This window comes from Cnuibacter sp. UC19_7 (assembly GCF_042699995.1).
Taxonomy (GTDB): domain Bacteria; phylum Actinomycetota; class Actinomycetes; order Actinomycetales; family Microbacteriaceae; genus Cnuibacter.
This window is the reverse complement of sequence record NZ_CP170560.1, coordinates 177897-204878: the sequence shown is the minus strand read 5'-3', so window position 1 is coordinate 204878 and position 26982 is coordinate 177897. Positions and strand designations below refer to the sequence as shown.

Below are 26982 nucleotides of genomic sequence, written 5' to 3'. Positions count from 1 at the left end.
CTCAGGGCTTCGTGGTGGTTCGCGCGTCGTGCGCGGCCGACCGGATGATCTCCGCGAGCCGCCTGTCGCCGTCGGGGATGCCGACGGAGGAGGCTCGCACGGCCATGTCGTCGACCCTGTCGCGATCGGCGAGGGTCGGGAGGACCGACTCCCGGAACCGGTCGGCGGTGAACTCGGAATCGGCGATGATGCTAGCACCGCCCGCTGAGACGAGGTCCCGTGCGTTGAACCGCTGCTCGCCGTTGCCGACGGCGTACGGCACGAGCACCGACGGCAGCCCGACGACGGCCAGTTCGCAGACCGTCGAGGCCCCGGCCCGCGAGACGGCGAAGTCGGCGAGGGCGAGCGCGAGGTCCATCCGATCGCAGTACGTCATGAAGGCGTAGCCGGGCACGCCGGGGTCGGCGACCTCGGTGCGGGCGCCGGCGATGTGGAGCACGTTCCAACCGGCGTCGACGACCGCGCGCGCGTTCGCGTGGACGGCGGCGTTGATCCGGCGGGCGCCCAGCGAGCCGCCGGTGACGAGGAGCGTCGGACGCGTCGGGTCGAGGCCGAAGGTGCGCGCGGCCTCCGCGGCGGCGGCGCTCTTCGCCGCGGGGTCGCTGAGCGCGGTGACCTCCCGCCGCAGCGGCATCCCGACGAGGGTGGCGTTCCGGAGCGGCGTGTTCGAGAAGGTCGTCGTGACGTGGGGCGTGTACCGGGCGCCCAGGCGGTTGGCGAGGCCCGGCCGGGCGTTGCCCTCGTGGATGACCAGGGGCCGTTTTGCCGCACGCGCCCCCAGGTAGGTCGGCGCCGACGCGTATCCGCCGAAGCCGGCGACGAGATCGACCCCGCGATCCTCGATGAGGCGTCGCACCTGCCGGAGCGTCTCGCGGAACCGGGCGGGAAAGGCCACGGCGGCGCTGTTGGGCCGGCGAGGGAACGGCAGCTTCGGGATGGTGAGCAGCTCGTAGCCGCGCTCGGGCACCAGCCTGGCCTCGAGGCCCTCGGCGGTGCCGAGCACGAGGACCTCGGCGTCGGCCTCGGCGGCCCGCAGGGCGTCGGCGGTGGCGAGCAGCGGGTTCACATGACCCGCGGTGCCTCCACCGGCGAGGAGGTACGTGGTCATGCTCCGAGCCCCACCCGCGCGTCGCGGCCGACCTCTCGCGCGATCGACAGCACGATGCCTATGGCCGCGAGACTCGTCAGCAGAGCCGATCCTCCGGAGGAGATGAGCGGAAGCGGCACGCCGAGCACCGGGAGCAGACCGAGCACGACCGCGATGTTGACGAACGCCTGGCCGATCAGCCACACCATCACGGCACCGGTGACCACACGCGAGAACATGTCGTGGGTCGAGCGGATGATCCGCACGAAGGCGATGGCCAGGGCGACGAAGAGGATGAGCACCACCACGGCGCCCACCAGCCCGAGCTCCTCGCCGATGATCGCGAAGATGTAGTCGTTGTCGGCCGCGGGCAGCCACGACCACTTCGCCTTCGAGTTGCCGAGCCCCACGCCGAAGAGATTGCCGCCGGCCAGCGCCCATTCGCCGTGCTGGGTCTGCCAGTCGACACCCTGGTAGTCGGCGTTCGTCCCGCTGAGGAAGGACGCGATGCGGTCGGATCGGCTCTGGCTCGAGAACGCCACCACGATCGCGACCATGGCGCCGACCAGGATGGGCACAGCCAGCATCCGCAGCTTGACGCCGGCGAAGAACAGGCCCCCGAGCACCAGCCCGGCCATGATCATCACCGTGCCGAGGTCGCCGCCGATCAGCACCAGGCCGAGGGCGAGCGCGGTCATAGGGAAGACCGGGATCATCAGGTGACCCCACCGCGAGAGCAGGGTCTCCTTCTTGGCCATGATCATCCCGAGCCAGATCACGAGCGCGAGCTTCACGAGCTCGGACGGCTGGAACGTGTAGCCGCCGATCGCGATCCAGTTGAGGTTGCCGCCGACCTCGTCGCCGAGCGGCGTGAAGACGAGCATCTGCACCGCCAGCGCAGCCGCGAGGCCCACCCACGCCCAGCGCTTCCAGAAGCGGAGGGGGACGCGCGACACGACGAGCATGAGCGGGATGCCGATGAGGGCGAACAGTCCCTGCTTCCAGAACACCCCGAAGAAGCCCTGGCGGGCCGTGTACGAGTCGATCGAGCTCGACGAGAGCACCATCACCAGGCCCAGCAGCACCAGGAACAGCGTCGTGCCGAGGAGCAGGAAGTAGTTGCCCGACTCGGCCGTGACGACCTCGCCCAGACGGATGCGCGCCGTCCGGGCGCGACCGCCGGCTGCGCTACTCGAGGGGAGGCTCTCCGACGTCATCCTGCAGGCCTCCCGGGTGGTTCTCGGTGTGCGCTCTCACCGCGGCGGCGAAACGGTCGCCGCGATCGGCGTAGTCGGCGAACTGGTCCATGGACGCCGCGGCCGGTGCGAGGAGCACCACGTCGCCTGGAGACGCCGCAGCGGCCGCCAGGGCGACGGCCTCGGCCATCACATCCTCAGTCTCATCGTGAGCGACCTCGAACACGGGAAGGTCGGGCGCGTGTCGTGCGAATGAGGCGAGCACCTCGTCGCGCTCGACCCCGATGACCACGGCGGCACGCACCCGCGCCGCCGAGGAGGCGATCAGCGGGTCGATGTCGGCACCCTTGAGCAGGCCGCCGACGATCCAGACGATCGACGGATACGCGGTCAGCGAGGCGCCGGCCGCGTGCGGGTTGGTGGCCTTCGAGTCGTCGACCCAGGTCACCCTTCCGGCGGTCACGACATGCTCGATGCGGTGCCGGTCGAGCGAGAACGCGGCGAGTGCCTGGCGGATGGCGTCGACGGAGACGCCGTAGCTGCGGGCCAGCGCCGAGGCGGCCAGCACGTCGGCGACGGTGTGCGGCGCCCCTAGTCCGCGCGCCCGCAGCTCGTCGATCGTGGCGATCTCGAGCGCGGAGTCGCGGCGCTCGGCGAGGAAGGCCCGGTCGCAGAGGATGCCGTCGACCACGCCGAAGTCGCTCGGCCCGGGAGTGCCGAGGTCGAAGCCGACGGCACGCGCGCCCTCCACCACGTCGGCCTCCTCGACCATGCGGAGCGTGCGCTCGTCGGCCTTGTTGTAGACGCACGCCACCTGCGTGCGCTCGTACACCTTCGCCTTCGCGGCTGCGTAGGCCTCCATGGAGCCGTGCCAGTCCAGATGGTCCTCGGCGATGTTGAGGCACACCGCCGAGTACGGCGACATCGAGTGGAGCGAGTGCAGCTGGTAGCTCGACAGCTCGACCACGAGCACGTCGAAGCCCTCGGGGTCGCGGATGGCGTCGAGCACCGGGATGCCGATGTTGCCGCAGGGCGCGACGCGTTTGCCTCCGGCCAGCAGCATCGCCGCGGTGAGCTGCACGGTCGTGGTCTTGCCGTTGGTCCCGGTGACCGCGATCCAGTCGGCGGGACGGCCGACCTTGTCGCGCAGCCGCCAGGCCAGCTCGACGTCGCCCCAGACCGGGATGCCGTGCTCATCCGCCCAGACCCGCAACGGGTCGTCGGGGTGGTAGCCGGGCGAGGCCACGACGAGGTCGGGCTCGAAGCCGCGCAGAGCCTCCGGCACCTCCCCCGCGGGGGCCAGCTCGAGGCGGGCGCCGATCACCGGGATCAGGTCGCGGTACTCCTGCTTCGCCTTCTCGGCGACCACGAGCACGTCTGCCTGCAGCTCGGTGAGCGTGTCGGCGACAGAGAACCCGGTCATGCCGAGGCCCAGGACCGCGACCTTGAGGCCGCTCCAGTCGGCGTGCCAGCTGGTGAGCTCGTCGAGCGGGGCCGCCATCAGCTGGACAGCCACTCGAGGTAGAACGACCCGACCGCCGCGGCGACGAACAGCCCCGCGATGATCCAGAAGCGCACGACGATGGTGACCTCGGCCCAGCCCTTCATCTCGAAGTGGTGATGGAGGGGGCTCGCCCGCCAGATGCGCTTGCCCTTGGTGAGCTTGAAGTAGGTCAGCTGCACGGCCACCTGGCCTGCGACGAGGACGAAGATGCCGCCGATGAAGACCAGGAGCAGCTCGGTCTGGGCGAGGATCGCCAGCGCGGCGAGGGCGCCGCCGAGCGCGAGCGAGCCGGTGTCGCCGAGGAAGATCTGCGCCGGGTTCGTGTTCCACCAGAGGAAGCCGATCAGGGCGCCGACGACGGTCGCCGCGACGACCGCGAGGTCGAGCGGGTCGCGGACGTCGTAGCACTTGTACAGCACGTCGGGGTCGATGTTCACGTTCGAGCACGACTGGTTGAACTGCCAGAAGCCGATGATGATGAACGACCCGATGGCGAGGATGCTCGAGCCGGGCGCCAGTCCGTCGAGGCCGTCGGTGAGGTTCACCGCGTTCGAGGTGGAGATGACGATGAGGCCGATCCAGATCACGAACACGATCACGCCGATGACCGCACCCCACGACAGGAAGTCGAACGGCAGGTCGCGGATGAACGAGATGCTCGTCGAGGCCGGCGTCTCGCCGCGAGCGTTCGGGAACTGGATCGCGAGCAGCGCGAACACCACGCCCACGACGACCTGGCCCACGATCTTCGCGATCGGGCCGAGGCCGAGGCTCCGCTCCTTGCGCACCTTGAGGAAGTCGTCGATGAAGCCGACCACACCGAGCCCGGTCATGAGGAACAGCACCAGCAGACCCGACACCGTCGGCGGCTCCTGCGTGAACATGGCCGAGACGAAGTAGCCGAAGAGCGTCGCGATGATGATCACGATGCCGCCCATGGTGGGCGTCCCGCGCTTGACGTAGTGCGACTCGGGGGTGTCGACGTTGATGAACTGGCCCCAGGCGAACCGCTTGAAGATGCGGATGAACACGGGGGTCATGAACAGGGAGAACGCCAGCGACAGCGAGGCGGCGAGCAGCAGGGTGATCACGAGTGGGCCTCCGCGAGCCGGTCGCCGAGGAAGCGCAGGCCGGCCGAGTTGGAGGACTTGACCAGGATCACGTCGCCCTCGCGCGCATCCGCCTGGATGAGGTCGAAGGCCTCGTCGGCGGTGGCCGCGAAGACAGCCTCGCCGTCCCATGAGCCCTCGTGGTTCGCGGCGAGGTGGAGCGCGCGCGCCCCCTCGCCGACCACGTACAGCCGCTCGATGTTGAGGCGCACCACGAGGCGGCCGATGCGGTCGTGCTCCTCGACGGCGTAGGGACCGAGCTCGCTCATCTCGCCGAGCACGGCGATGGTGCGCTGGTCGGGACGGGCGATCTGGGCGAGGGTCTTGAGGGCGGAGGCCATCGAATCGGGGCTCGCGTTGTAGGCGTCGTTGATGACGACCACTCCGTCGCCGCCGCCCATGACCTCCATGCGCCAGCGCTCGGCGCGCGTGACCGACTCGAGGCCGGCCACGATCACCTCCAGGGGCACGCCGAGCTCGTGGGCCGAGGCGGCGGCCGCCAGGGCGTTCATGACGTGGTGCTCCCCGAGCACGCCGAAGCGCACCGGAGCGGAGGAGCCGTCGGGCAGGTGCAGGGTGAAGCCGGTGCCGAGCGCGGTCGCCTCGATGTCGGTGGCGCGCACCTCCGCGCGATCGCCGAGGCCGAACCACCGCACGCGGGCGGCGGTCTTCTCGGCCATGCTCGCGACGCGCGGGTCGTCGACGTTGAGCACGGCGACGTCGCCCGGCTCGAGGTCCTTGACCATCTCGGTCTTCGTGATCTGCGTGGCCTCGATGCCGCCGAACTCGCCCGCGTGCGCCAGGCCGACCATGAGCACGACGCCCACGTCGGGCTTGGCCATGCGGATCAGCCGCGTGATCTCGCCCCGGCCGCTCGCGCCCATCTCGGCGACGAGGTAGCGCGTGTCGTCGGTGAGCTTCAGCATCGTCAGCGGGGCGCCGACCTCGTTGTTGAACGAGTCGCGCGGGGCGACGGTCTCGCCCACACGCTCGAGGATCGAGCGGAGCAGGTTCTTGGTCGTGGTCTTGCCGTTGGAGCCGGTGATGCCCACGATCTTCAGCCGCCCCCGTGCGCGGACACGACGCACGACCTCGGTCGCGAACACCCCGAGGGCGTCGACGCTGTCGGCGACGACGATCTGCGGCACGGCCACGTCGGACTCGTGCTCGACGATGACGAGCGTGGCGCCGGCCTCGACCGCGTTCGGCACGAAGCGGTGACCGTCATCGGCCTCGCCGCGCTTGGCGACGAAGACGTCGCCCGGGCCGATCAGGCGCGAGTCGGTGTCGACGGTGCCGGACACGACCGAGTCGGGCGTCCATCCGGCCTCGGCCGCGGATCCGGTGAGCACCAGACGGCCGCCGAGGATGTCGGCGACGTCGGTGAGGGTCAGTTCGAGCATGTCAGAGCCAGCCTCGTTCCTGCAGCGCGCGACGCGCGTCGTCGCGGGCGGAGTACGGGATCCGCTCCCCCGCGACCTCGTGGTAGTCCTCGTGTCCGGGGCCGGCGTACAGCACGATGTCGTTCTCGGCCGCGAGGTCGAGTGCGGCGCGCAGCGCGGCTCGGGGATCGGCGATCTCGTGGATCTCCCGCGCGGGCACGGCCGCCGTGGCGCCTGCGATGAGGGCGCGGCGGATGGCCGCAGGATCCTCGTAGCGGGGATTGAAGTCGGTGATGACGACGACATCGGCGAGCCTCGCCGCGATGGCGCCCATCTCCTCGCGTTTGGTCGTGTCGCGGTCGCCGTCGGCGCCGAACACCATGACGACGCGGCCCGTGGCGACGCGGCGCATCGACTCGAGCATGACCGTGAACCCGTCGGGGGTGTGACCGTAGTCGACGTAGACCGTGGGGCCGCGGTCGCCCGACACCTTCTCGGCCCGGCCCGGGATGTAGACGTCGATGCCGCCGTCGCGCTCGAGCACGTGGGCGATCGCGTCGAGGTCGAAGCCCGCCTCGACGAGCATGACCAGGGCGAGCGCGGCGTTCGAGGCCATGAATGCGCCCAGCAGCGGAACGCTCGTGGAGAGGGTGCGGCGATCGGGGGCGACGAGCGTGAACGACGTCGCGTCCTCCGTCGCGTCGTCGACCGTCAGGCTCCACTCCGCCTCGACGTCGGGCCGCGTGCCGATGGTGGCCATCGGGATGCGGGACTCGTCGGCGAGCCGCCGGCCGTACCCGCCGTCGACGATCGCGACGCCGCGCCGCGCGCGGTCGGGGTCGAACAGCGCCCGCTTGGCCTCGAAGTACTCCTCCATGGAGGAGTAGTCGTCGAGATGGTCGTGGGTGAGGTTCGTGAAGCCCGCCACATCGAAGACGATCCCGTCGACGCGGTGCTGGGTCACGGCCTGCGCCGACACCTCGAGCACCACCGCGCGCACGTCGGCCTCGCGCATCCGCGCCAGCATGGCGTGGATCTCGGTGGCCTCCGGGGTGGTGAGCTTGCTGGCGATCGTGTCGTCGCCGATCCGCCGCTCCGCGGTCGTCGAGAGGCCCGCGACCACGCCGAGCTGGCGCAGCACGGCCTCGACGAGGTACGCGACGCTGGTCTTGCCGTTGGTACCGGTCACGCCGAACACCGTCGGCGGGTCGATGCGGGTGCGGTACACCCACGCCGCCACCTCGCCGAGCGCCGCACGGGGCTCGGGCGTCACGAGGACGGGCAGGCCGGACTCCCCGGCCAGGGCGGCCCCGGCGGGGTCGGTGAGCACGGCGACGGCGCCGGAGGCGGCCGCATCCGCGGCGAAGCTCGCCCCGTGGTGGCGGAGACCGGGCAGCGCGGCGTAGAGGTCGCCGGGCGCGACGTCCTTCGACGACAGCGAGACGCCCGTCACCTCCACGTCGCCCACGAGGCCGGCGGCGTCGAAGCCCGCCTCCTCGACCAGTTGCGACAGGGACCGCGGAATCGGATGCTCGGGCCGGAGCGCCGAAGGGATCCGATCGGTCATGATCTCCTCGAGTCGCTCGGTCAGTAGGTGGTGGGGAGGTCGGGAGCCGGCACGGTGGACGGCTGGACCCGGTGCTCCTTGAGGACCTGCGACATGATCTTCTGGAAGACCGGCGCGGCCGCCAGAGCAGACTCCACGGTAACAGGCTTGGCGATGGTCACCGAAACGACGTACTGCGGGTCGTCGGCCGGTGCCAGACCCGCCAGCGACGTGATATAGCTCGACCCGTAGGCGCCGTTGCCGTCGCTCATCTGGGCGGTACCCGTCTTGGCCGCGACGCGGTAGCCGGGGATCGTGAGATCCTTCGACGCGTAGCCGCCGGTGACCACGGTCTCGAGCATGTGGACCGTGTCGCTCGCCGCCTGCGGGGAGACCACCTGCTCGCTCGAGCCGGTGGGAACGTCGGTCATCGAGCCGTCGGCCTGCTTGCAGCCCTCGACGAGCTGGACGGGCAGCCGGACGCCGCCGTTGCCGAGCGCCTGGTACATGCTCGCCACCTGCACGGCCGTGGTCGAGAGCCCCTGGCCGAACGTGGTCGTCATGTTGGTCTGGTCGTCCCACTCGTCCCAGGGGTGGATGATGCCTCCCGACTCGGCCGGGAAGCCGACCTCGCTGGCCTGGCCCAGGTGGAACTTCATCATGTAGTCGTAGCGCTGCTGGGCACTCATCTGCTCGCCGAGCATCGCCGTACCGGTGTTCGACGACTCCTGGATGACGCCCGCCAGGGTGAGACGGAGCGGATCGGTGTGGAACTCGCTGTCCTTCGTCGAGGCGCCGTTCGAGTCGGTGTAGATGTAGGGGGCCTCGACGCGCGTTCCGACATCGGCCGTGCCCGAGTCGACCAGGGAGGCCGCGGTGAGCGCCTTGAAGGTCGAGCCCGGCTCGAACGGCGCCTGGAAGGCGATCGAGCCGCGCTCCGTGGGATCGGTGCCGTCGACGTTGTTCGGGTCGACGCTCGGGTAGTCGGCGACGGCCAGCAGCTTGCCGGTCTTCACCTCCTGCACCACGACCGTGCCCCACGCGCCCTGTACCTCCTGCACACGCGCGGCGAGCGTCTGCTGCGCGAAGTACTGCAGGTCGCTGTCGAGGGTCAGCACCACCGTGCCGCCGTCCTGCGCCTGGACGGTGGTCTCGGTGCTGCCGGGGATGGCGACCCCGCCGTTGTCGCCCGAACGGAGGTACGTCTGCACTCCGTCCGTGCCGGCGAGGCACGTCTGATCGAGCTGCTCGACGCCGGCCTGACCGGTGCCGTCGCTGCCCACGAAGCCCACCACGCTGCCCGCGACCGCCCCGTTGGGGTACGTGCGCTTGGGCACCGAGGAGTAGTAGAGCCAGTCGACGCCGAGGTCGCGGATGGCCCGGAACTGGTCGACGCTGATGCCCTTCACCACGTACGCGAAGTTCGACGTGGGATCGGCGGTGAACGTCGCGTACACGTCATCGGCCGACAGCCCGGTGATCGCGGCGATCTTCTCGGCGATCTCCCGCGGGGTCACGGTCGTGGTGTTGCCCGCGTCGTCGGTCTTCTCGAGGTCGACCACCTGGTTAGGCGCGACCGTCACGTCGTAGGTGAGCACCGTGGTGGCGAGGACCGTGCCGTCGGAGTCGGTGATGTCTCCGCGGAGCCCGTAGGTCTCGGTCTGGGCGGAGAGCTTGTCGAAGGCCTGCGCGTTCAGCTCGTCGGCCTGCACGATCTGGATCGACACCAGGCGCACGATGAACACCCCCACCAGCGCCACCACCGCGAGCACGGCGAGAGCCGTCCTCCTTCGTGTGGAGCGGCTGACAGCGATCACCTGGATCCTCCTGGGGGACGTGCGGGCGGGAGCGGGTTCAGTGGGTGGTCGGTGACGGCAGCGTTCCCGACCACGGTACGTCGGTCGAGCCCGAGGCCGGCGCCGACGCGCCAGCGTCGGACGTCGCGGCCGCCGGCGGGTTGAGCAGCGAGTTGGCGATGAGGTTGCCGCCGCCGGTCACCGTGCCGGTGGCCGCCGCGGGCGAGGGCGATCCGAGCACCGCGCCGTCGGAGAGCCGCAGGTAGACCGGAGCGCTGTTCGAGACCATGCCGAGCGTCTCGGCCTGCGAGGCGAGGTTCTGCGGGGAGGACAGCTTGTCCATCTGCTCCGACAGCGTCTGGTTCGTGCGGTCGAGCTCCTTCTGCGAGGACTGCAGCGACTCGATCTCGTACGCACCCTGCGAGAGGCCCACCGACAGCATCAGCTGCGTGATCACGATCGCGAGCACACCGCCGATCACGACGGCGGCGTAGGCGATCTTCGGACGGCGGCGGCGCTGCGCCCGCGAGGTGACGACGTGGAACCGAGGCCGGGGCGACTCGGTGCGGCCGTCGGCGCGCCGCGTCGTGCTGGGCGTCTCGAGATCGAGCTCCTCGTCGAGCACGGGCGCCGCCGAGCCGCGCAGGGCGGTGGGCCGCACCATGTGACTGCGGGCGGGCTGGCTCATGCTGCTCTCCTCAGGCGCTCCGCTGCGCGGAGCCGGACGGGGGTGGAACGGGAGTTGCGGGCGCGCTCCTCGTCGTCGGCGAGCTCGGCGCCGCGGACCAGGAGCCTCAGCTCGGGTGCGTGCTCGGGCAGCTCGACCGGGAGGCCGGCGGGAGCCGTGGAGGTCGACCGCCTCTGCAGCTCGCGCTTGACGATGCGGTCCTCGAGCGACTGGTAGGCGAGCACGACGATGCGGCCGTGCACGGCCAACGCATCGACGCCGGCCGGGATCGCCCGTTCGAGCACCGAGAGCTCCTGGTTGACCTCGATCCGCAGCGCCTGGAAGACGCGCTTGGCCGGGTGACCCGCATCCCGGAACCGCGCCGGCGTCGCCGCGCTGAGGATGTCGACCAGACGACCGGAGCGGTCGATGGGCCCGCTCTGACGCTCGGTCACGATGGCCCGGGCGTACCTGTCGGCGAGTCGCTCCTCGCCGTAGTCGCGGAAGATGCGCTTGAGGTCGCCCTCCGAGTACGTGGCGAGCACCTCGGCGGCTGTCGGGCCCGTCGTCGGGTCCATCCGCATGTCGAGGGGTGCGTCCTTCGAGTAGGCGAAGCCGCGGTCCGCCTCGTCGAGCTGCATCGACGAGACACCGAGGTCGAAGAGGATGCCGTCGACCGCCCCGATGCCGAGCTCGTCGAGCACCTCGGGCAGCTCGTCGTAGACGGCGTGCACCAGGTCGGTGCGCGCCGAGAAGCGCTCGAGCCGGCGCCCGGCGAGGTCGAGGGCTGCGGTGTCGCGGTCGAGGCCGACGAGGTGCACGGTCGGATGCGCCTCGAGCAGCGCCTCGGAGTGGCCGCCGAGGCCGAGGGTGGCGTCGACCACGACGGCTCCCTCGTGCTGCAGCGCCGGGGCGAGCAGCTCGAGGGTGCGCTCGAGGAGCACGGGGGTGTGGATGCGGGAGAGATCGTCCATGGCGTGCCCTGCGGTCCGGCCGTCTGTCCTGATCCCCATCCGTTCGGGACCTGGCGCTGGGGAAGTGCGTCAGGGCGTCGAACAGCTGGGAGTCACGACAGACGGGTCAGAACAGTCCGGGGATCACCTCCTCCTCGGTGGACGAGAACGCGGCTTCCTGCTCGGCCAGGTAGGCGTTCCAGGCGTCGGCGTTCCAGATCTCGGCGCGCGTGCCGGCACCGATGACCACGAGCTCGCGGTCGAGGCCGGCGTAGGCCCGCAGGGGCGCGGGGACGGTGATGCGGTTCTGCTTGTCGGGCGTCTCGGCGCTCGCACCGGAGAGGAACACGCGGAGGTAGTCACGGGCCTGCTTGCTGGTGACCGGCGCCTGACGGATCTTCTCGTGGAGGTTCTCGAACTCGCGGGTCGAGAACACGTAGATGCAGTTCTCCTGCCCGCGGGTCATGACCACTCCCCCGGCCAGTTCGTCGCGGAACTTGGCAGGCAGGATGATCCGCCCCTTCTCGTCGAGGCGTGGGGAGTACGTACCAAGGAACACGTCTCCCCTCACTTCTCTCCGGCCAGGACTGGTGGGCTTGGACTCCACTTTACTCCACTACCCTCCACAAACTCCAGGAATACGCTCAAGTACGCGTCTTGGGCGTGTCGAGAAGCCCGGAATCATGCGGCAAAATGCGCGTGGAGGGAAGTGGAGGAAAAATGTCGAAAAGACCCCTCCGAGGGCACAAAAAAGACCGGCCCGAAGGCCGGTCTCATCCGAGTGGAGCGGGGTGGAGAGCTATTCGCCCCGGTCGTCTCCCTCGCGGCGCTCCCAACGGTCGCCGAGCTTGTCCATGAACCCACGCGACCCGCCCTGGGTGGCGGAGGAGGTGGGAGTGGAGGGGAAGGGAGTGGAGGACGACGCCTTGCCCGCGCGCTTGGTGCGGCGCAGCGCCAGCAGCACGCCGCCGAACATGGCGACGAAGCCGAGCAGCCCGACGAGCGGCTGCTGCAGGATCACGCCGGCGATGACGATGCCCAGTCCGAGGATGGCGACGAGGATGCCCAGCACGAGGGCGCCGTAGTTGACGCGGCCTCTGCCGCTGACCGCCGAGACGAAATCGGCGTCATTGCGGTAGAGACTGCGCTCCATCTCATCGAGGAGTCTCTGCTCTTGCTCGGAAAGCGGCATCGTGCGTTCACCTTCAGGCTCTTGACCGGTGCGTGATACTCGTGATTCTAGTGCGCACGGTCTGGCTAGGCTAGGCGCGTGAACCAAAGCCCGCGCCTGGTCGATCAGGTCGACGCACGAATCGTGGGATTTCTCGAATCGCGCTCCCTCATCCTCCGTCAGATCGCTCCTGAGCTCGCCCCGTTCGACACCTTCTCCCGGGATCTTCTCAGCGGTGGGAAGCGCTTCCGAGCGCAGTTCTGCTACTGGGGCTGGCGAGCGGCCGGAGGCCTCTCCGCCGAGCTCTCTCCGGCCGTCGTCGACCTCTGCGCGGGCCTCGAGCTCTTCCACGCGGCGGCGCTCGTGCACGACGACATCATCGACCGCTCCGACACCCGCCGCGGGATGCCCGCCGCGCACCGTCGGTTCGAGTCGGTGCATCGCGACTCCTCCTGGGAGGGGGATGCCGCGGGCTTCGGCGAGGGGGCCGCCATCCTCCTCGGCGACCTGCTCCTGGCGTGGAGCGACGAGCTCGTCTCCGGCGCGCTGGCGATGCTGCCCGACACCCACGCCCGTGGCGCCCGGCAGGCGTTCGACCTCATGCGCACCGAGGTCACGCTCGGGCAGTACCTCGACATCATGGAGGAGCGCGCCTGGCGAGCTCCGAGCGACCTCTCCCCCGTCCGTCGTGCCGAGCGCGTGATGATCTACAAGTCGGCGAAGTACAGCGTCGAGGCGCCACTGGCGATCGGCGCCTCCGCGGCCGGCGGTCGCACCTCGCTGGTGGAGGGCCTGCGCGACGTCGGCCTGCCGCTCGGCATCGCTTTCCAGCTGCGCGACGACGTGCTCGGAGTCTTCGGCGACGCGGAGGTGACGGGCAAGCCCAGCGGCGACGACCTGCGCGAGGGCAAGCGCACGCTTCTCGTGGCGTACACGCGAGCGCGCCTGTCCGAGTCGGCGCGGCGGCTCGTCGACGAGCTGCTCGGCGACCCCGACCTCGACGAGTCGCAGGTGCGGATGCTGCAGCAGACGATGCGCGAGGCCGGCGCCCTCGACGAGGCCGAGCGCCTGATCGAGGGCAACGTGGCCCTCGCGCTCGAGAACCTCGGCGACCTCGCGCTCGACGACGAGACGCGCGAGGCCCTGGTGGGCCTGGCACGACGGATCACCGACCGCGTCGCGTGACGCCGGGCCCGTTGACGCCGAACCCCGAGCGGGGCGGCCGCGGGGCCGGGGGCTGAGCCCCCGGAGGGGTCAGAGCGCGAGCGCCTGCGCCACCCGGCGCACCTCGGTCTTGCGGCCGGCGCGGAGCGCCTCGATGGGCGGGACGCCGATGGTGTCGTTGTCGGCCAGCAGCCACTCGACGATGCCCTCGTCGTCGAAGCCGCTGTCGCCGAGCACCACCACGGTGCCCTTGAGCTCGTGCAGGGGCTCGCCGTCACGGAGGAACGCGGCGGGCACGACGAGCTTGCCCTCCCGACGCACGGCGACGAGCACGCGCTCCTCGATGAGGCGGCGGACTCGGCTCTGCGACAGGCCCAGCTCCTCCACGAGGTCGGGAACGGTGAGCCAGGACGAGGTGGACGGATCGGTCACGAGTACAGACAATCACGTGCGAGGCCGACGGCGAGAATCCTCGTGCGTCACGAATCGATAAAGAATGGGTGGAAGATCCCTCCGCAGAGGCGACGTTCCGGGGTCGTTCCCGGGTTCCGGCCAGGCTGGAACCTAGACTTCCAGCGTGACGAGCGCGACGACCGACCCCATGCTCGGCCGACTCATCGACGGCCGATACCAGGTGAAGTCGCGCATCGCCCGCGGGGGCATGGCCACCGTCTACGTCGCCACCGATCTGCGTCTCGACCGCCGAGTGGCGATCAAGGTCATGCACGGCCACCTGGCCGACGACGAGGTCTTCCGTGAGCGTTTCGTCCGCGAGGCGCGCTCCGCGGCGCGACTGGCGCATCCGAACGTCGTGAACGTGTTCGACCAGGGCCAGGACTCCGACATGGCGTACCTCGTCATGGAGTACCTCCCCGGCATGACGCTGCGCGACCTGCTCCGCGAGCGGGGTCGCCTCGGCATCGACCAGGCGGTCGACGTGATGGATGCGGTGCTCGGCGGGCTCGCGGCGGCGCACAAGGCCGGCATCGTGCACCGCGACCTCAAGCCCGAGAACGTGCTGCTCGCCGACGACGGCCGCATCAAGATCGGCGACTTCGGCCTCGCTCGGGCGGCCACCGCCAACACGGCCACGGGCCAGGCTCTGCTCGGCACCATCGCGTACCTCTCCCCCGAGCTGCTGACCCGGGGGGTCGCCGACACCAGGAGCGACGTCTACGCCGCGGGCATCATGTTCTCCGAGATGCTCGTCGGTACCCAGCCCTTCACCGGCGACCAGCCGATGCAGATCGCCTTCAAGCACGCCAACGACCCGATGCCCGTGCCGAGCTCCGCGAATCCCGAGATCCCCGAGGGGCTCGACGACCTCATCCTCTGGGCGACGGTGAAGGATCCCGAGGAGCGGCCGGCCGACGCCAAGGAGATGCTCGACAGGCTGCGCGAGGTCGAGGAGGGGCTCGGCATCGTCCGCCACGCCGGCACCGCCTCGCAGCGCACGATGCTCCTGCCGCCGGAGGCCCTGGGGCCCCGCGCCCGACGATCGCTCCACCACCGTCTTCACCGCCCCCTCCGTACCGCCCGACGAGGCCGCCGCCGAGGCCGCCGGTCCCGAGGCGACGGTGCAGCTGGTCGCGCGCAAGGCGCGGCGGCGCCGCGTGCGGGGCTGGTGGCTGCTCGTCGCGGTGCTCGTCATCGCGGCCGGAGTCGGCGGCACCGGCTGGTGGTACTCCGCCGGGCCCGGGTCGATGACCACGATCCCGAGCCTCGCCGGCTCGGCGCCAGAGGATGCCGTGGCGCAGCTGGAGGAGTTGGGCCTGGTCCCGAGTCAGAGTCAGTCGACGAGCCCAACGGTCGCCGCCGGCACCGTCATCGACACGAACCCTTCGGGGGGCACGAGCATCCGCAACGGGTCCGCCGTCGACGTGATCGTCTCGAGCGGCCCGGCGATGCTGCCCGTGCCCGATCTCGCGGGCATGTCCGAGCGCGACGCCCAGAACGCCATCACCGCGGCGGGCTTCACGGTCGGGAAGTCGAGCCTGCAGTTCTCCGCGGAGGTGGCCTCGGGCGAGGTCATCGCGGCGACCGATCCCTCGGGTGCCGCCCTCGGCCCGGAGTACGGCGAGCAGCAGACTGTCGACCTCGTGGTCTCGCTCGGCGCCGTGCCCGACGTCACCGGGCAGACGCTCGACCAGGCGAAGGCCGCGCTCGGGGCCGTGGGCCTCGTCGCCTCGGAGGGCGCTCAGGACTACAACGAGGACGTCCCCGAGGGCTCCGTCTACCGGGCGACCGTGCAGACCGATCCGGTGCGCCCCGGCGACACCGTCGTGCTCGACGTGTCGCGCGGCCCGGCCCCCGTCCCCGTCCCGGACGTACAGGGCATGACGCGCGACGAGGCGAAGCAGGCCCTGCAGGACGTCGGGCTCAAGGCGGTCTACTCGGTCTTCTGGGACGCGATCCCGAACGTGCTGACGAAGGTGCAGTCGGTGTCGCCCTCGGTGGGCACCTCGGTCAAGAAGGGCACCGAGGTCAACCTGGGCATCACCGCATCCGGCTGACCATGACGGACGGCGAACGGCCCGTCCCTCGAGGGGACGGGCCGTTCGCCGTTCGGGCCGTTCGTCGTTCAGGCGGAGGCGCTCAGCGCGCGCTGCCCGTGGCCTTCAGCTCCTCGGCGACGAGGAACGCGAGCTCGAGCGACTGCATGTGGTTGAGTCGCGGGTCGCAGAGCGACTCGTACCGGGTCGCCAGCGTCGCCTCGTCGATCTGCTCCGAGCCGCCCAGGCACTCGGTGACGTCGTCGCCGGTGAGCTCGACGTGGATGCCGCCGGGGTACGTGCCCGCCGCGCGGTGCGCCTCGAAGAAGCCCTTCACCTCGTCGACCACGTCGTCGAAGCGACGGGTCTTGTAACCGTTCGGCGTGGTGAGGCCGTTGCCGTGCATCGGGTCGGTGACCCAGAGCGGCAGCGCGTCGCTGCCCTTGACCGCCTCGAGCAGCGGCGGCAGCGCGTCGCGGATCTTTCCGGCACCCATGCGGGTGATGAAGGTGAGCCGGCCCGGCTCGCGCTGCGGGTCGAGCTTGTCGATGAGCCGCAGCATGTCGTCGGCGGACGTCGTCGGCCCGAGCTTCACCCCGATCGGGTTGCGCACCCGCGAGAGGAAGTCGACGTGCGCGCCGTCGAGGTCGCGGGTGCGCTCGCCGATCCACACGAAGTGGCCGCTCGTGTCGTAGGGCAGCCCCGTGCGGGAGTCGATGCGCGTGAGCGGGCGCTCGTAGTCGAGCAGCAGCGCCTCGTGGCTGACGAAGAACTCGGTGCGCTTGAGCGCCTCGAAGTCGGCTCCGCACGCCACCATGAACTTCACCGCACGGTCGATCTCGCCCGCGAGCTGCTCGTAACGCACGTTCGCCGGGTTGGAGGTGAAGCCCTTGTTCCACATGTGGACCTGGCGCAGATCCGCGAACCCGCCCTGGGTGAACGCACGGATGAGGTTCAGCGTCGACGCAGCGACGTGGTAACCCTGAAGCACCCGACCGGGATCGGCCGCACGCGACTCGGGCGTGAAGTCGTAGCCGTTCACCACGTCGCCGCGGTAGGCAGGCAGGGTCACGCCGTCGCGGGTCTCGGTGTCGCTCGAGCGCGGCTTCGCGAACTGCCCCGCCATGCGGCCCATCTTGATGACCGGCATCGACGCACCGTAGGTGAGCACGACCGCCATCTGGAGGATGGTCTTGACACGATCACGGATCTTGTCGGCGGTGGCCCCGGCGAACGTCTCGGCGCAGTCGCCGCCCTGCAGCAGGAACGCCTGGCCGCGTGCGGCCTCGGCGAGGCGCGAACGCAGGTTGTCGGCCTCGCCCGCGAACACCAGGGGCGGCATCGTCGCGAGCTCGCGACCGACGGCCTCCATGGCGGCGGTGTCGGGCCACTGCGGCTGCTGCTTGACAGGAAGGGAGCGCCAATAGTCGAGACCCTCGATCACTGCCTCATCTGCTTCGACGATGATCTCGGTCGGATCTACCACTGTTCTCGTTCCTGTTCCTGTTGGCGTCAGCGCTTGCGCGTCCGCTTCTCCTTGACTGAAGAAGCGTAGACGTCGGAGTATTCCTGCCCGCTCATGCGATGCAGCTCGTACATGATCTCATCGGTCACGCTCCGCAGGATGAACCGGTCGGACTCGAGACCCTCGAAGCGCGAGAAGTCGAGCGGCTTCCCGATGATGATGCCGACGCGGCGGATGCGCGGCAGCTTCGAGTGCAGCGGCATCACCTTCTCGGTGTCGACCATGACGATCGGGATTATCGGGACGTGGGCCTCGAGCACCATGCGGGCCACGCCGGTGCGGCCGCGGTACATCTTGCCGTCGGGGCTGCGTGTGCCCTCGGGGTAGATGCCGAGGAGCTCGCCCTTGGCCAGCACCTTGAGCCCGGTGTTGAGCGACGCCTCCGAGGCCTTGCCACCCGAGCGATCGATCGGCAGCTGCCCCGCGGCGTTGAAGAACAGTCGCATGAGGAGGCCCGCCGGCCCGCGCTTGGTGAAGTAATCGCTCTTGGCCAGGAACGCGACGTGCCGATCGACCATCGTCGGGAGGAACACCGAGTCGCTGAACGAGAGGTGGTTGCTCGCGAGGATCGCCGCGCCCTTGGTGGGGATGTTCTCGTAGCCGATCACCCACGGGCGGAAGAACGTCTTCAGCACGGGGCCGGCGAGCAGCAGCTTGACCAGGAAGTAGAACATCGGGCTCAGTGCACCTCGGCCAGTCCACGGGCGAGGTCGGCGGCGCCGACCACCCCGGCGTCGTTGACGAGCTCCGCGATGCGGAACTCGGGCTCGGGATGGTAGCCGCGCGCCGGGAGGGTCTCGAGGAAGGCCTGACGGATGGGGTCGAGCAGGAGGTCGCCGGACTGGGCGACACCACCGCCGATGACGAACATCTGCGGATCGAGCACCGCGGCCAGGCTCGCAGCGGCCTGTCCGATCCACCCGCCGAGCTGGCGCAGCGCGGCGAGGGCCCCGGGGTCGCCGGCCTGGATCAGCTCGGCGATGTCGGCGCCGTCGAGGGTCCCGTGCCGTGCACGACGGGCGGCGAGAGCCTGCCCGATGCCGCCGGCGTCGGCGAGCTCGTTCGCCATGCGCTGCAACGCCCTACCGGAGCCGTACTGTTCGATGCAGCCGTGTGCACCGCATCCGCAGGGCAGACCGCCGGGCACGACACGGAGGTGTCCGATCTCGCCCGCGGCGCCGAATCCTCCGCGGAACAGGCGGTCGCCCGAGACGATCGCGCCGCCGACACCCGTGCCGATCGTGAGCGTGACCATGTCGCTCACCAGACGGCCCGCGCCGAAGCGGAACTCGGCCCATCCGGCGGCGTTGGCGTCGTTCTCGATGAGGATGTGCTTGTTCAGCCGGGCCTCGAGCTTCTCGCGGAAGGGCTCGTGCCGCCAGTTGATGTTGGGGGCGTAGTAGACGACCGACTGCGCCGCGTCGATGAAGCCCGCCGCAGCGACGCCCACGGTCTGGATGTCGTGGTCGCGCTCGAGCTCGCGCACCATGTCGACCACGGTGTCCTCGATGACCTGCGGCTCGGAGGCGCTGGTGGGGCGACGGTCCTGGGCGAGGATCGTGCCGAGCTCGTCGACGACGGCTCCGGCGATCTTGGTGCCCCCGATGTCGATCCCGATCGCGCGCATGCCACTCCTTGTTGCTTCCGGACGGTCGGGGGCGCTCAGAGAGTGCTGTCGCTGTGGATGGTCTCCGCCCCGCCGACGGGGCCCGAGCGCGCCAAGTAGAGTGTAAGGGAATTGATCGACGACGGTACCGAAGGAGCTGCCGTGAAGGAGTACTCGACTCCGGCCGTGGTGACGGCCGACCCCGAGGCGAACTGCACCGACCTGCTGGTCGAGCGCGTACGCCTCTCCCCCGACGCGCCGCTGTTCGCCGTCCCCGACGGCGCGGGTTGGCGCGACATCACGTCGGCCGAGTTCCTCGCCCGCGTCACGGCGGTGGCCAAGGGCCTCATCGCCGCAGGCATCCAGCCGGGCGACAAGATCGGCCTGATGTGCCGCACACGTTACGAGTGGTCGGTGATCGACTTCGCGACCTGGTTCACCGGTGCGGTCCTCGTGCCGATCTACGAGACGTCGTCGCCGACGCAGGTGGCGTGGAACCTCAGCGACTCGGGCGCCACCGCGATGATCGTCGAGACGGCGGAGCACTTCGCCCGCTTCGACGAGGTGCGTCCCGACCTGCCGGCGGTCACGACCGTCTGGCAGGTCGAGCTCGGCGACCTCGACAAGCTCGCCGCCTCCGGCGTCGACGTGCCCGACGAGGAGGTCGAGCGGCGTCGACGGCTGGCCAAGGGCTCCGACCTCGCCACGCTCATCTACACCTCGGGCACGATGGGACGGCCGAAGGGCTGCATCCTCACGCACTCGAACTTCGTCGAGCTGTCGCGGAACGCCGCCGTCGCGATGTCGGAGGTCGTCAAGCCCGGCGCCTCCACCGTGCTGTTCATCACCACGGCGCACGTGTTCGCGCGCTTCATCTCGGTGATGAGCGTGCACGCCGGCGTGAAGGTGGGCCACCAGGCCGACACGAAGAAGCTGCTCGAGGCCCTCGGCTCGTTCAAGCCGACGTTCCTCCTCGCGGTCCCCCGCGTGTTCGAGAAGGTCTACAACTCGGCCGAGCAGAAGGCCGAGTCGGGCGGCAAGGGCAAGATCTTCCGGAAGGCCGCCGAGACCGCGGTCGCCCACTCCGAGGCGCTCGATGCCGGAAAGGTGCCGCTGGGGCTCAAGCTCCGGTTCGCGCTCTTCGACCGGCTGGTGTTCGCGAAGCTGCGGGCCGCGCTCGGCGGCCGCGTCGAGTACGCGGTGTCCGGATCGGCGCCGCTCGGCCACCACCTCGGGCACTTCTACCGGAGCCTCGGCGTCAAGATCCTCGAGGGCTACGGCCTCACGGAGACCACCGCACCGGCCACCGTGAACCTCGTCGACCGCTTCAAGATCGGCACTGTCGGCCCTGCCCTCCCGGGTGTGGGGCTGCGCCTGGCCGACGACGGCGAGATCCACGTCAAGGGCATCAACGTCTTCGGCGGCTACTGGCAGAACCCCGAGGCGACGGCCGAGGTCATGGACGGCGAGTGGTTCAAGACCGGCGATCTCGGCTCGCTCGACGCCGACGGGTTCCTCACGATCACCGGCCGCAAGAAGGAGATCATCGTCACCGCCGGCGGGAAGAACGTCGCTCCCGCGGCGCTCGAGGACCCGATCCGCTCGAACCCGCTCGTCGGGCAGGTGGTCGTCGTCGGCGACAAGCGTCCGTTCATCTCGGCGCTCGTCACGCTCGACACCGAGATGCTGCCGGTGTGGCTCGGCAACAACGGGCAGCGGTCCGACATGACGGTGACCGAGGCGGCGCAGAACCCGGCCGTGCTCGCCGAGATCCAGCGCGCGATCGACGAGGCCAACAAGCTCGTGTCGCGCGCAGAGTCCATCCGCAAGTTCGTCATCCTCGAGAACGATCTCACCGAGGCCAGCGGTCACCTCACGCCGAAGCTCTCGATCAAGCGGGCCGTCATCGTGAAGGACTACGCCGCGACCATCGACGCCATCTACGACGCGGCCCCCGCCACGCAGGGCCAGTCCCTGGTGCTCTAGCCCCTCAGTCCGTTTCGCCACCTTCCTGGCGTCTCGCCACCCGCATGCGCGTGGCGAGACGCCAGGGATGTGGCGAAACGGAAGAGCCTGGGCTCAGAACCAGGAGGACTCGCGGACCTGGCGCATCGCCTCGCGGCGCGTGGGCTTGTCGAGCCTGTCGAGGTAGAGCAGGCCGTCGAGGTGGTCGGTCTCGTGCTGGAGCGCCTGCGCGAGCACTCCCGTGCCCTCGACCTCGATCTCGTTGCCGTCGAGGTCGATGCCGCGCACCTTGGCGTACGGATACCGGCTGGTCTTGAACCACAGGTCGGGCACGGAGAGGCAGCCCTCGTCCATGAGCTCAGGCTCCCCCGAGGTCTCGACGAGCACGGGGTTCAGCACGTAGCCGACCTGCCCGTCGACGTTGTAGCTGAACGCCCGGAGGTTGACGCCGATCTGCGACGCCGCGACCCCCGCCCGCCCGGGCACCTTGACGCTGTCGAGGAGGTCTCCGACGAGCTGGCGGACGCCGTCGTCGATGACGTCGACGGGGGCGGACACCGTCTTGAGGACGGGGTCGCCGAAGATGCGGATCTCACGGACGCTCATCGCGTTCGCTCCTTGCTGTGCTGGGCGCGGTCAGGCGCTGGGGCTGATGACGACGAGGAGGTCGCCGGCGTCGACTTGCTGGGTGGTGGGGATGGCCAGGCGGGACACCGTGCCACCGACCGGGGTGGTGATGGCGGCTTCCATCTTCATCGCCTCGATGGTGGCGATGGCCTGGCCCGCCGCGACGGTATCACCTGCCGCGACCTTCAGGGTCACCACGCCCGAGAACGGGGCGGGGACCTGCCCGGGCTGGGCGGGGTCGGCCTTCTCGGCCTGCTTGGTCTCGACGGTCACGGCCCGGTCGCGGACGAACACCGGGCGCAGTTGCCCGTTGAGGGTGGTCATCACGGTGCGCATGCCCCTGTCGTCGGGCTCGGAGATGGCTTCGAGGCCGACGTAGAGCTTGACGCCCTTGTCGATGTCGACGACGTGCTCCTCGCCCTGCCGGAGGCCGTAGAGGTAGTCGACGGTGTCGACGACCGACAGGTCGCCGAACATGTCGCGCGCGGATTCGAACGCGCGGGTGGGGGCGGGGAACAGGAGCCGGTTGAGGGTCTGGCGCCGCGTCGCTGCGTCTGCGGAGGAGCTCAGCTGCTCGCGGTCGTCGTCGCTGATCGGGGTGACGCCGACCTTGACGTCGCGGCCCTGGAGGACCTTGGTGCGGAACGGCTCGGGCCATCCGCCGGGCAGTTCACCGAGCTCCCCGGCCATGAACCCGATCACGGAGTCGGGGATGTCGTAGTTCTGCGGGTTCTCGGCGAAGTCCTTCGGGTCGGCCTTCACCGCGGCCAGGTGCAGGGCGAGGTCGCCGACGACCTTCGAGGAGGGTGTGACCTTGGGGATGCGGCCGAGGATCTCGTTCGCGGCGGCGTAGAGGTCCTCGATCAGCTCGAAGTCATCCGCGAGACCGAGGGCGATGGCCTGCTGCCGGAGGTTCGACAGCTGCCCGCCCGGGATCTCGTGCCGGTAGACCCGTCCCGTCGGGCCGGGCAGGCCGGACTCGAAGGGGGCGTAGACCTTCCGGACCGCCTCCCAGTACGGCTCGAGATCCGACACGGCCTTCAGGTCGAGGCCCGTGTCGCGCTCGGTGTGGGCCAGGGCGGCGACCAGGGCGGAGGCGCTGGGTTGGCTCGTGGTGCCGGACATGGGGGCGGCGGCGACGTCGACCGCGTCCGCGCCCGCGGCGGAGGCGGCGAGGAGGGTGGCGAGCTGCCCGCCGGCGGTGTCGTGGGTGTGCACGTGCACCGGGAGGTCGAAGCGGTCGCGGAACGCCGTCACCAGCGTCGCCGCCGCGGCGGGGCGCAGAAGCCCGGCCATGTCCTTGATGGCGAGGATGTGCGCGCCGGCATCGACGATCTGTTCCGCCAGGCGCAGGTAGTAGTCGAGTGTGTAGAGGTCCTCGCCCGGGTCGAGGAGGTCGCCGGTGTAGCAGACCGCCACCTCCGCGACCGTGGTGCCGGTGGCCAGGACGGCGTCGATCGCGGGACGCATCTGCTTCACGTCGTTGAGGGCGTCGAAGATGCGGAAGACGTCGATCCCGGTGGACGCGGCCTCGGCGACGAACGCATCGGTCACCTCCGTCGGGTACGGGGTGTAGCCGACTGTGTTGCGGCCGCGGAGGAGCATCTGGATCGCGATGTTCGGCAGCGCCTCACGCAGCGCGGCGAGCCGCTCCCACGGGTCCTCACCGAGGAACCGCAGCGCGACGTCGTAGGTCGCCCCGCCCCACGCCTCCATGCTCAACAGCCCCGGCGTCATCCGCGCGACGTACGGAGCGACGGCGACGAGGTCCTTCGTCCGCACCCGGGTGGCCAGGAGGGACTGGTGCGCGTCGCGCATCGTCGTCTCCGTCACCGCGAGAGCGGTCTGCGCGCGGAGCGCCGCCGCGAAGCCCGCGGGGCCCAGCTCGAGCAGGCGCTGCCGGGACCCGGCGGGGGCCGCGGCGGTGAGGTCGATCTCCGGGAGCTTGTCGACCGGATGCACCGTCGTCGCCGGAGCGCCGTTCGGCTGGTTCACCGTCACATCCGTCAGCCAGTTCAGGATCTTCGTGCCACGATCCTTCGACGCGCGGCCCCGCACCAGCCACGGCCGCTCCTCGATGAACGACGTGGACAGGTCCCCCGCGGCGAAGGCCGGATCATCCAGCACGGCCTGCAGGAACGGGATGTTCGTCGACACGCCCCGGATGCGGAACTCGGCCAGACCGCGACGAGCGCGACGGACGGCGGCCGGGAAGTCGCGACCCCGGCACGACATCTTCGCCAGCATGCTGTCGAAGTGTGGACTGATCTGCACGCCCACCTCCACCGTGCCGCCATCCAGACGCACGCCGGCCCCGCCCGGGGAACGGTATGCCGTGATGCGGCCAGTGTCGGGACGGAAGTTGTCCGTCGGATCCTCCGTCGTGATCCGGCACTGCAACGCCGCCCCATGCAGACGGATCGTGTCCTGCGACAACCCCATCTCCGCGAGGGTGCTGCCCGAGGCGATGAGCATCTGCGACTGCACGAGGTCGACGTCGGTGACCTCCTCGGTCACCGTGTGCTCGACCTGGATGCGCGGGTTCATCTCGATGAACACGTGCTCCCCGGCCCGCTCCCCCGCCGTGTCGACCAGGAACTCCACCGTGCCCGCGTTCACGTACCCGATCGACCGGGCGAACGCGATCGCATCCCGATGCAGAGCCGCACGCAGCTCCTCCGAGATGTTCGGCGCCGGCGCGATCTCCACCACCTTCTGGTTACGGCGCTGCACCGAGCAGTCCCGCTCGAACAGATGCAGCGTCGTGCCCACCGCATCCGCCAGGATCTGCACCTCGATATGCCGCGGACGCAGCACCGCCTGCTCCAAGAACATCGTCGGATCCCCGAACGCGCTGTCGGCCTCCCTCATCGCGGCCTCCAGCGCGGGGCGGAGCTCCTCACGGGTCTCGACCCGGCGCATCCCGCGCCCGCCGCCACCCGCGACCGCCTTCGCGAAGATCGGGAACCCGACCTCCTCCGCGCCCGCCAGCAGCTCCTCGATGTCGCGCGACGCCGGCGTGGACTTCAGCACCGGGACACCCGCGGCGATCGCGTGCTCCTTCGCGGTGACCTTGTTCCCCGCCATCTCGAGCACGGTCGACGCCGGACCGATGAACGTGATCCCGTTCGCCGCCGCGGCCGCCGCGAGCTCCGGGTTCTCGCTCAGGAAGCCGTAGCCGGGGTAGATCGCGTCCGCCCCCGACAGCAGCGCCACCCGGATGATCTCGCTGACGTCCAGGTACGCCCGCACCGGATGGCCCGGCTCCCCGATCTGGTACGCCTCATCCGCCTTCAACCGGTGCATCGAGTTGCGGTCCTCATACGGGAACACCGCCACCGTCGCCGCACCCAACTCGTTCGCCGCACGAAACGCCCGAATCGCGATCTCGCCACGATTGGCCACCAGGATCTTCGAGAACATCTGCACCTCTTCGTCAAGGACGCGTCGCCAGGACGCGCCGATCCGTGGGGAGAGACGCGCCGAGTCGAGAGTGGTCACCGCTGCCGCACGGACCGCGTCCAGGGAACGGTTAGGTTCTCCAAGCCTAGTGAAGGTAACGTAAAGGACTGTGCATGTACTCAGCGTCTCCTCCCTCAAGGGGGGTGTGGGCAAGACCACGGTGACGCTCGGACTGGCATCTGCAGCGTTCAGCAAGGGTCTCCGCACTCTCGTCGTCGACCTCGATCCCCAGTCGGACGTCTCGACCGGAATGGACATCCGGACCTCCGGGCACGGCAACATCGCCGACGTCCTGGCCTCTCCGAAAGAGAAGGTCGTGCGCTCCGCGATCGCCCCGAGCGGGTGGACCAAGGACCGTGGCGGAAAGATCGACGTCCTCATCGGCAGCCCCTCCGCCCTGAACTTCGACGGACCGCACCCGAGCATCCGCGACATCTGGAAGCTCGAGGAGGCTCTCGCGACCGTCGAGTCGGAGTACGACCTCGTGCTCATCGACTGCGCTCCGTCGCTGAACGCGCTCACCCGGACCGCGTGGGCGGCGTCCGACCGCGTGTCGGTCGTGACCGAGCCCGGGCTCTTCTCGGTAGCCGCCGCCGACCGCGCGCTGCGCGCGATCGAGGAGATCCGCCGCGGTCTCTCGCCGCGCCTGCAGCCGCTCGGCATCATCGTCAACCGCGTGCGGTCCCAGTCCCTCGAGCACCAGTTCCGCATCAAGGAGCTGCGCGACATGTTCGGCCCGCTCGTCCTCTCGCCCCAGCTGCCCGAGCGCACGTCGCTGCAGCAGGCGCAGGGCGCCGCGAAGCCGCTGCACGTCTGGCCCGGCGAGGGCGCCCAGGAGATGGCGCGCAACTTCGACCTCCTCCTCGAGCGCGTCATGCGCACGGGCCGCGTGGGCGAGTACGCCGACGCGAAGGCCTGACCCGCCCCGCGTCTCTCCCCGCTACGGGAGTCCGACCTCGGTTTCGCCATGCTCTTGGAGTTTCGCCACATGCATGCGCGTGGCGAAACTCCAAAGAGCATGGCGAAAGCGCGTTGAGGCACCCGCTGCGCCGTCAGGCGGCGCGCGCGGGGCGGGAGCCGGGCGGGCTAGGAGATCTTGCGGGCGGCTCGGCGGGCGGCGAGCTCGTCCATGGGGTCGGCGACGCCGGGTTCGATCTGGACCAGGCTGGTCTCGACCTCACGGAGGACCTTGCCCACGGCGATGCCGAAGACGCCCTGTCCGCGGCTGACGAGGTCGATGACCTCGTCGTTCGAGGTGCAGAGGTACACGCTGGCGCCGTCGCTCATGAGCGTCGTCTGCGCCAGGTCGTTGATGCCGGACTCGCGCAGCTGGTTGATCGCGGTGCGGATCTGCTGCAGCGAGATACCGGTGTCGAGAAGGCGCTTCACGAGCTTGAGCACGAGGATGTCGCGGAACCCGTAGAGGCGCTGCGTTCCGGAGCCCGCGGCGCCGCGCACGGTGGGCTCGACGAGCCCGGTGCGCGCCCAGTAGTCGAGCTGGCGGTACGTGATGCCCGCGGCGCGGGCGGCGACGGCGCCGCGATATCCGCTGGCGTCGTCGAGATCGGGCAGACCGTCGGTGAACAGGAGGCCGAGGTCGTAGCGAGAACCGTCGCTCTGGGTTGACTCGCTCATCAGCGCCTTCCGTCATTCGGCCGTGAAGAACGACCCGCATCCGTCGATGTGTCTTCACCCACGGTAGCTTCCGCTGCACCCCGGAGCAAAGACAT

22 protein-coding genes and 1 pseudogene are annotated in these 26982 nt (G+C 70.1%); 5 read left to right on the top strand and 18 right to left on the bottom strand.

Annotated elements, in window-relative coordinates:
- Nucleotide 1: 1 nt before the first annotated feature.
- The 11 genes from ACFJGV_RS01005 to ACFJGV_RS00955 form a co-directional block, all read right to left on the bottom strand.
- Entirely contained in the window at nt 2-1108 is a 1107-nt protein-coding gene (locus ACFJGV_RS01005) for a glycosyltransferase (RefSeq protein ID WP_378146144.1), read from the bottom strand.
- On the bottom strand, nt 1105-2304 hold the full coding sequence (ftsW, locus tag ACFJGV_RS01000) for a putative lipid II flippase FtsW (RefSeq protein WP_378146143.1): 1200 nt from the start codon (nt 2302-2304) through the stop codon (nt 1105-1107). The genes ACFJGV_RS01005 and ftsW overlap by 4 nt, the downstream gene beginning before the upstream one ends.
- Nucleotides 2276-3784, bottom strand: coding sequence for a UDP-N-acetylmuramoyl-L-alanine--D-glutamate ligase (gene murD / locus ACFJGV_RS00995; RefSeq protein WP_378148601.1), 1509 nt, complete (start codon nt 3782-3784; stop codon nt 2276-2278). The genes ftsW and murD overlap by 29 nt, the downstream gene beginning before the upstream one ends.
- Entirely contained in the window at nt 3784-4878 is a 1095-nt protein-coding gene (gene mraY, locus ACFJGV_RS00990) for a phospho-N-acetylmuramoyl-pentapeptide-transferase (protein ID WP_378146141.1), read from the bottom strand. Before mraY ends, murD begins: the two co-directional genes overlap by 1 nt.
- Nucleotides 4875-6299: a UDP-N-acetylmuramoyl-tripeptide--D-alanyl-D-alanine ligase gene (gene murF / locus ACFJGV_RS00985; RefSeq protein WP_378146139.1), complete on the bottom strand. Its 1425-nt coding sequence runs from the start codon at nt 6297-6299 to the stop codon at nt 4875-4877. Before murF ends, mraY begins: the two co-directional genes overlap by 4 nt.
- 1 nt (nt 6300) lies before the next feature.
- On the bottom strand, nt 6301-7845 hold the full coding sequence (locus tag ACFJGV_RS00980; RefSeq protein ID WP_378146137.1) for a UDP-N-acetylmuramoyl-L-alanyl-D-glutamate--2,6-diaminopimelate ligase: 1545 nt from the start codon (nt 7843-7845) through the stop codon (nt 6301-6303).
- Nucleotides 7846-7865: 20 nt separating this feature from the next.
- Nucleotides 7866-9641 (bottom strand): peptidoglycan D,D-transpeptidase FtsI family protein, encoded by a 1776-nt coding sequence (locus ACFJGV_RS00975; RefSeq protein ID WP_378146135.1) that lies wholly within the window; start codon nt 9639-9641, stop codon nt 7866-7868.
- A 37-nt stretch (nt 9642-9678) separates the two neighbouring features.
- Complete coding sequence (locus tag ACFJGV_RS00970; RefSeq protein WP_378146133.1) at nt 9679-10308, bottom strand: hypothetical protein; 630 nt, start codon at nt 10306-10308, stop codon at nt 9679-9681.
- Nucleotides 10305-11261 (bottom strand): 16S rRNA (cytosine(1402)-N(4))-methyltransferase RsmH, encoded by a 957-nt coding sequence (gene rsmH / locus ACFJGV_RS00965; protein ID WP_378146131.1) that lies wholly within the window; start codon nt 11259-11261, stop codon nt 10305-10307. The genes ACFJGV_RS00970 and rsmH overlap by 4 nt, the downstream gene beginning before the upstream one ends.
- A gap of 106 nt (nt 11262-11367) precedes the next feature.
- Nucleotides 11368-11799 (bottom strand): division/cell wall cluster transcriptional repressor MraZ, encoded by a 432-nt coding sequence (mraZ, locus tag ACFJGV_RS00960; RefSeq protein ID WP_085019277.1) that lies wholly within the window; start codon nt 11797-11799, stop codon nt 11368-11370.
- 240 nt (nt 11800-12039) lie between these two features.
- Nucleotides 12040-12432 (bottom strand): DUF3040 domain-containing protein, encoded by a 393-nt coding sequence (locus ACFJGV_RS00955; RefSeq protein WP_378146129.1) that lies wholly within the window; start codon nt 12430-12432, stop codon nt 12040-12042.
- 78 nt (nt 12433-12510) lie between these two features.
- Between ACFJGV_RS00955 and ACFJGV_RS00950 the strand changes: the two genes are divergently transcribed.
- Nucleotides 12511-13596 (top strand): polyprenyl synthetase family protein, encoded by a 1086-nt coding sequence (locus ACFJGV_RS00950; protein ID WP_378146127.1) that lies wholly within the window; start codon nt 12511-12513, stop codon nt 13594-13596.
- A 69-nt stretch (nt 13597-13665) separates the two neighbouring features.
- Here ACFJGV_RS00950 and ACFJGV_RS00945 read toward each other — a convergent pair whose 3' ends face one another.
- Nucleotides 13666-14007 (bottom strand): Rv2175c family DNA-binding protein, encoded by a 342-nt coding sequence (locus ACFJGV_RS00945; RefSeq protein WP_378146125.1) that lies wholly within the window; start codon nt 14005-14007, stop codon nt 13666-13668.
- Between the two features lie 169 nt (nt 14008-14176).
- Between ACFJGV_RS00945 and ACFJGV_RS00940 the strand changes: the two are divergent.
- A pseudogene (locus ACFJGV_RS00940) lies at nt 14177-14902 on the top strand (protein kinase); the annotation flags it as partial.
- A 250-nt stretch (nt 14903-15152) separates the two neighbouring features.
- On the top strand, nt 15153-16088 hold the full coding sequence (locus ACFJGV_RS00935) for a PASTA domain-containing protein (protein WP_378146124.1): 936 nt from the start codon (nt 15153-15155) through the stop codon (nt 16086-16088).
- Nucleotides 16089-16170: 82 nt separating this feature from the next.
- Here the strand turns inward: ACFJGV_RS00935 and ACFJGV_RS00930 are convergent, their stop codons facing one another.
- From ACFJGV_RS00930 to ACFJGV_RS00920, 3 genes are read right to left on the bottom strand one after another with little or no spacing between them, the layout of a single operon-like run.
- Entirely contained in the window at nt 16171-17553 is a 1383-nt protein-coding gene (locus tag ACFJGV_RS00930; protein WP_378146123.1) for a class II 3-deoxy-7-phosphoheptulonate synthase, read from the bottom strand.
- Between the two features lie 26 nt (nt 17554-17579).
- Nucleotides 17580-18266, bottom strand: coding sequence for a lysophospholipid acyltransferase family protein (locus ACFJGV_RS00925; RefSeq protein ID WP_378146122.1), 687 nt, complete (start codon nt 18264-18266; stop codon nt 17580-17582).
- Nucleotides 18267-18271: 5 nt separating this feature from the next.
- Nucleotides 18272-19219, bottom strand: a complete 948-nt coding sequence (locus ACFJGV_RS00920) for an ROK family glucokinase (protein ID WP_378146121.1) — start codon at nt 19217-19219, stop codon at nt 18272-18274.
- Between the two features lie 141 nt (nt 19220-19360).
- On the opposite strand from ACFJGV_RS00920, the gene ACFJGV_RS00915 reads away from it, so the two are divergent.
- On the top strand, nt 19361-21184 hold the full coding sequence (locus ACFJGV_RS00915; protein ID WP_378146119.1) for an AMP-dependent synthetase/ligase: 1824 nt from the start codon (nt 19361-19363) through the stop codon (nt 21182-21184).
- Between the two features lie 93 nt (nt 21185-21277).
- On the opposite strand, the gene def is transcribed toward ACFJGV_RS00915, so the two are convergent.
- Both def and ACFJGV_RS00905 read right to left on the bottom strand, forming a co-directional pair.
- A complete protein-coding gene (gene def, locus ACFJGV_RS00910; protein WP_378146118.1) occupies nt 21278-21769 on the bottom strand; it encodes a peptide deformylase in 492 nt (163 codons plus the stop codon).
- A gap of 30 nt (nt 21770-21799) precedes the next feature.
- Entirely contained in the window at nt 21800-25213 is a 3414-nt protein-coding gene (locus ACFJGV_RS00905) for a pyruvate carboxylase (RefSeq protein WP_378146117.1), read from the bottom strand.
- 148 nt (nt 25214-25361) lie between these two features.
- Here ACFJGV_RS00905 and ACFJGV_RS00900 point away from each other — a divergent pair, with 148 nt between their 5' ends.
- Entirely contained in the window at nt 25362-26171 is an 810-nt protein-coding gene (locus ACFJGV_RS00900; RefSeq protein WP_085019266.1) for a ParA family protein, read from the top strand.
- A gap of 167 nt (nt 26172-26338) precedes the next feature.
- Here the strand turns inward: ACFJGV_RS00900 and ACFJGV_RS00895 are convergent, their stop codons facing one another.
- Nucleotides 26339-26887, bottom strand: a complete 549-nt coding sequence (locus tag ACFJGV_RS00895; protein ID WP_085019265.1) for a MerR family transcriptional regulator — start codon at nt 26885-26887, stop codon at nt 26339-26341.
- Between the last annotated feature and the right edge of the window lie 95 nt (nt 26888-26982).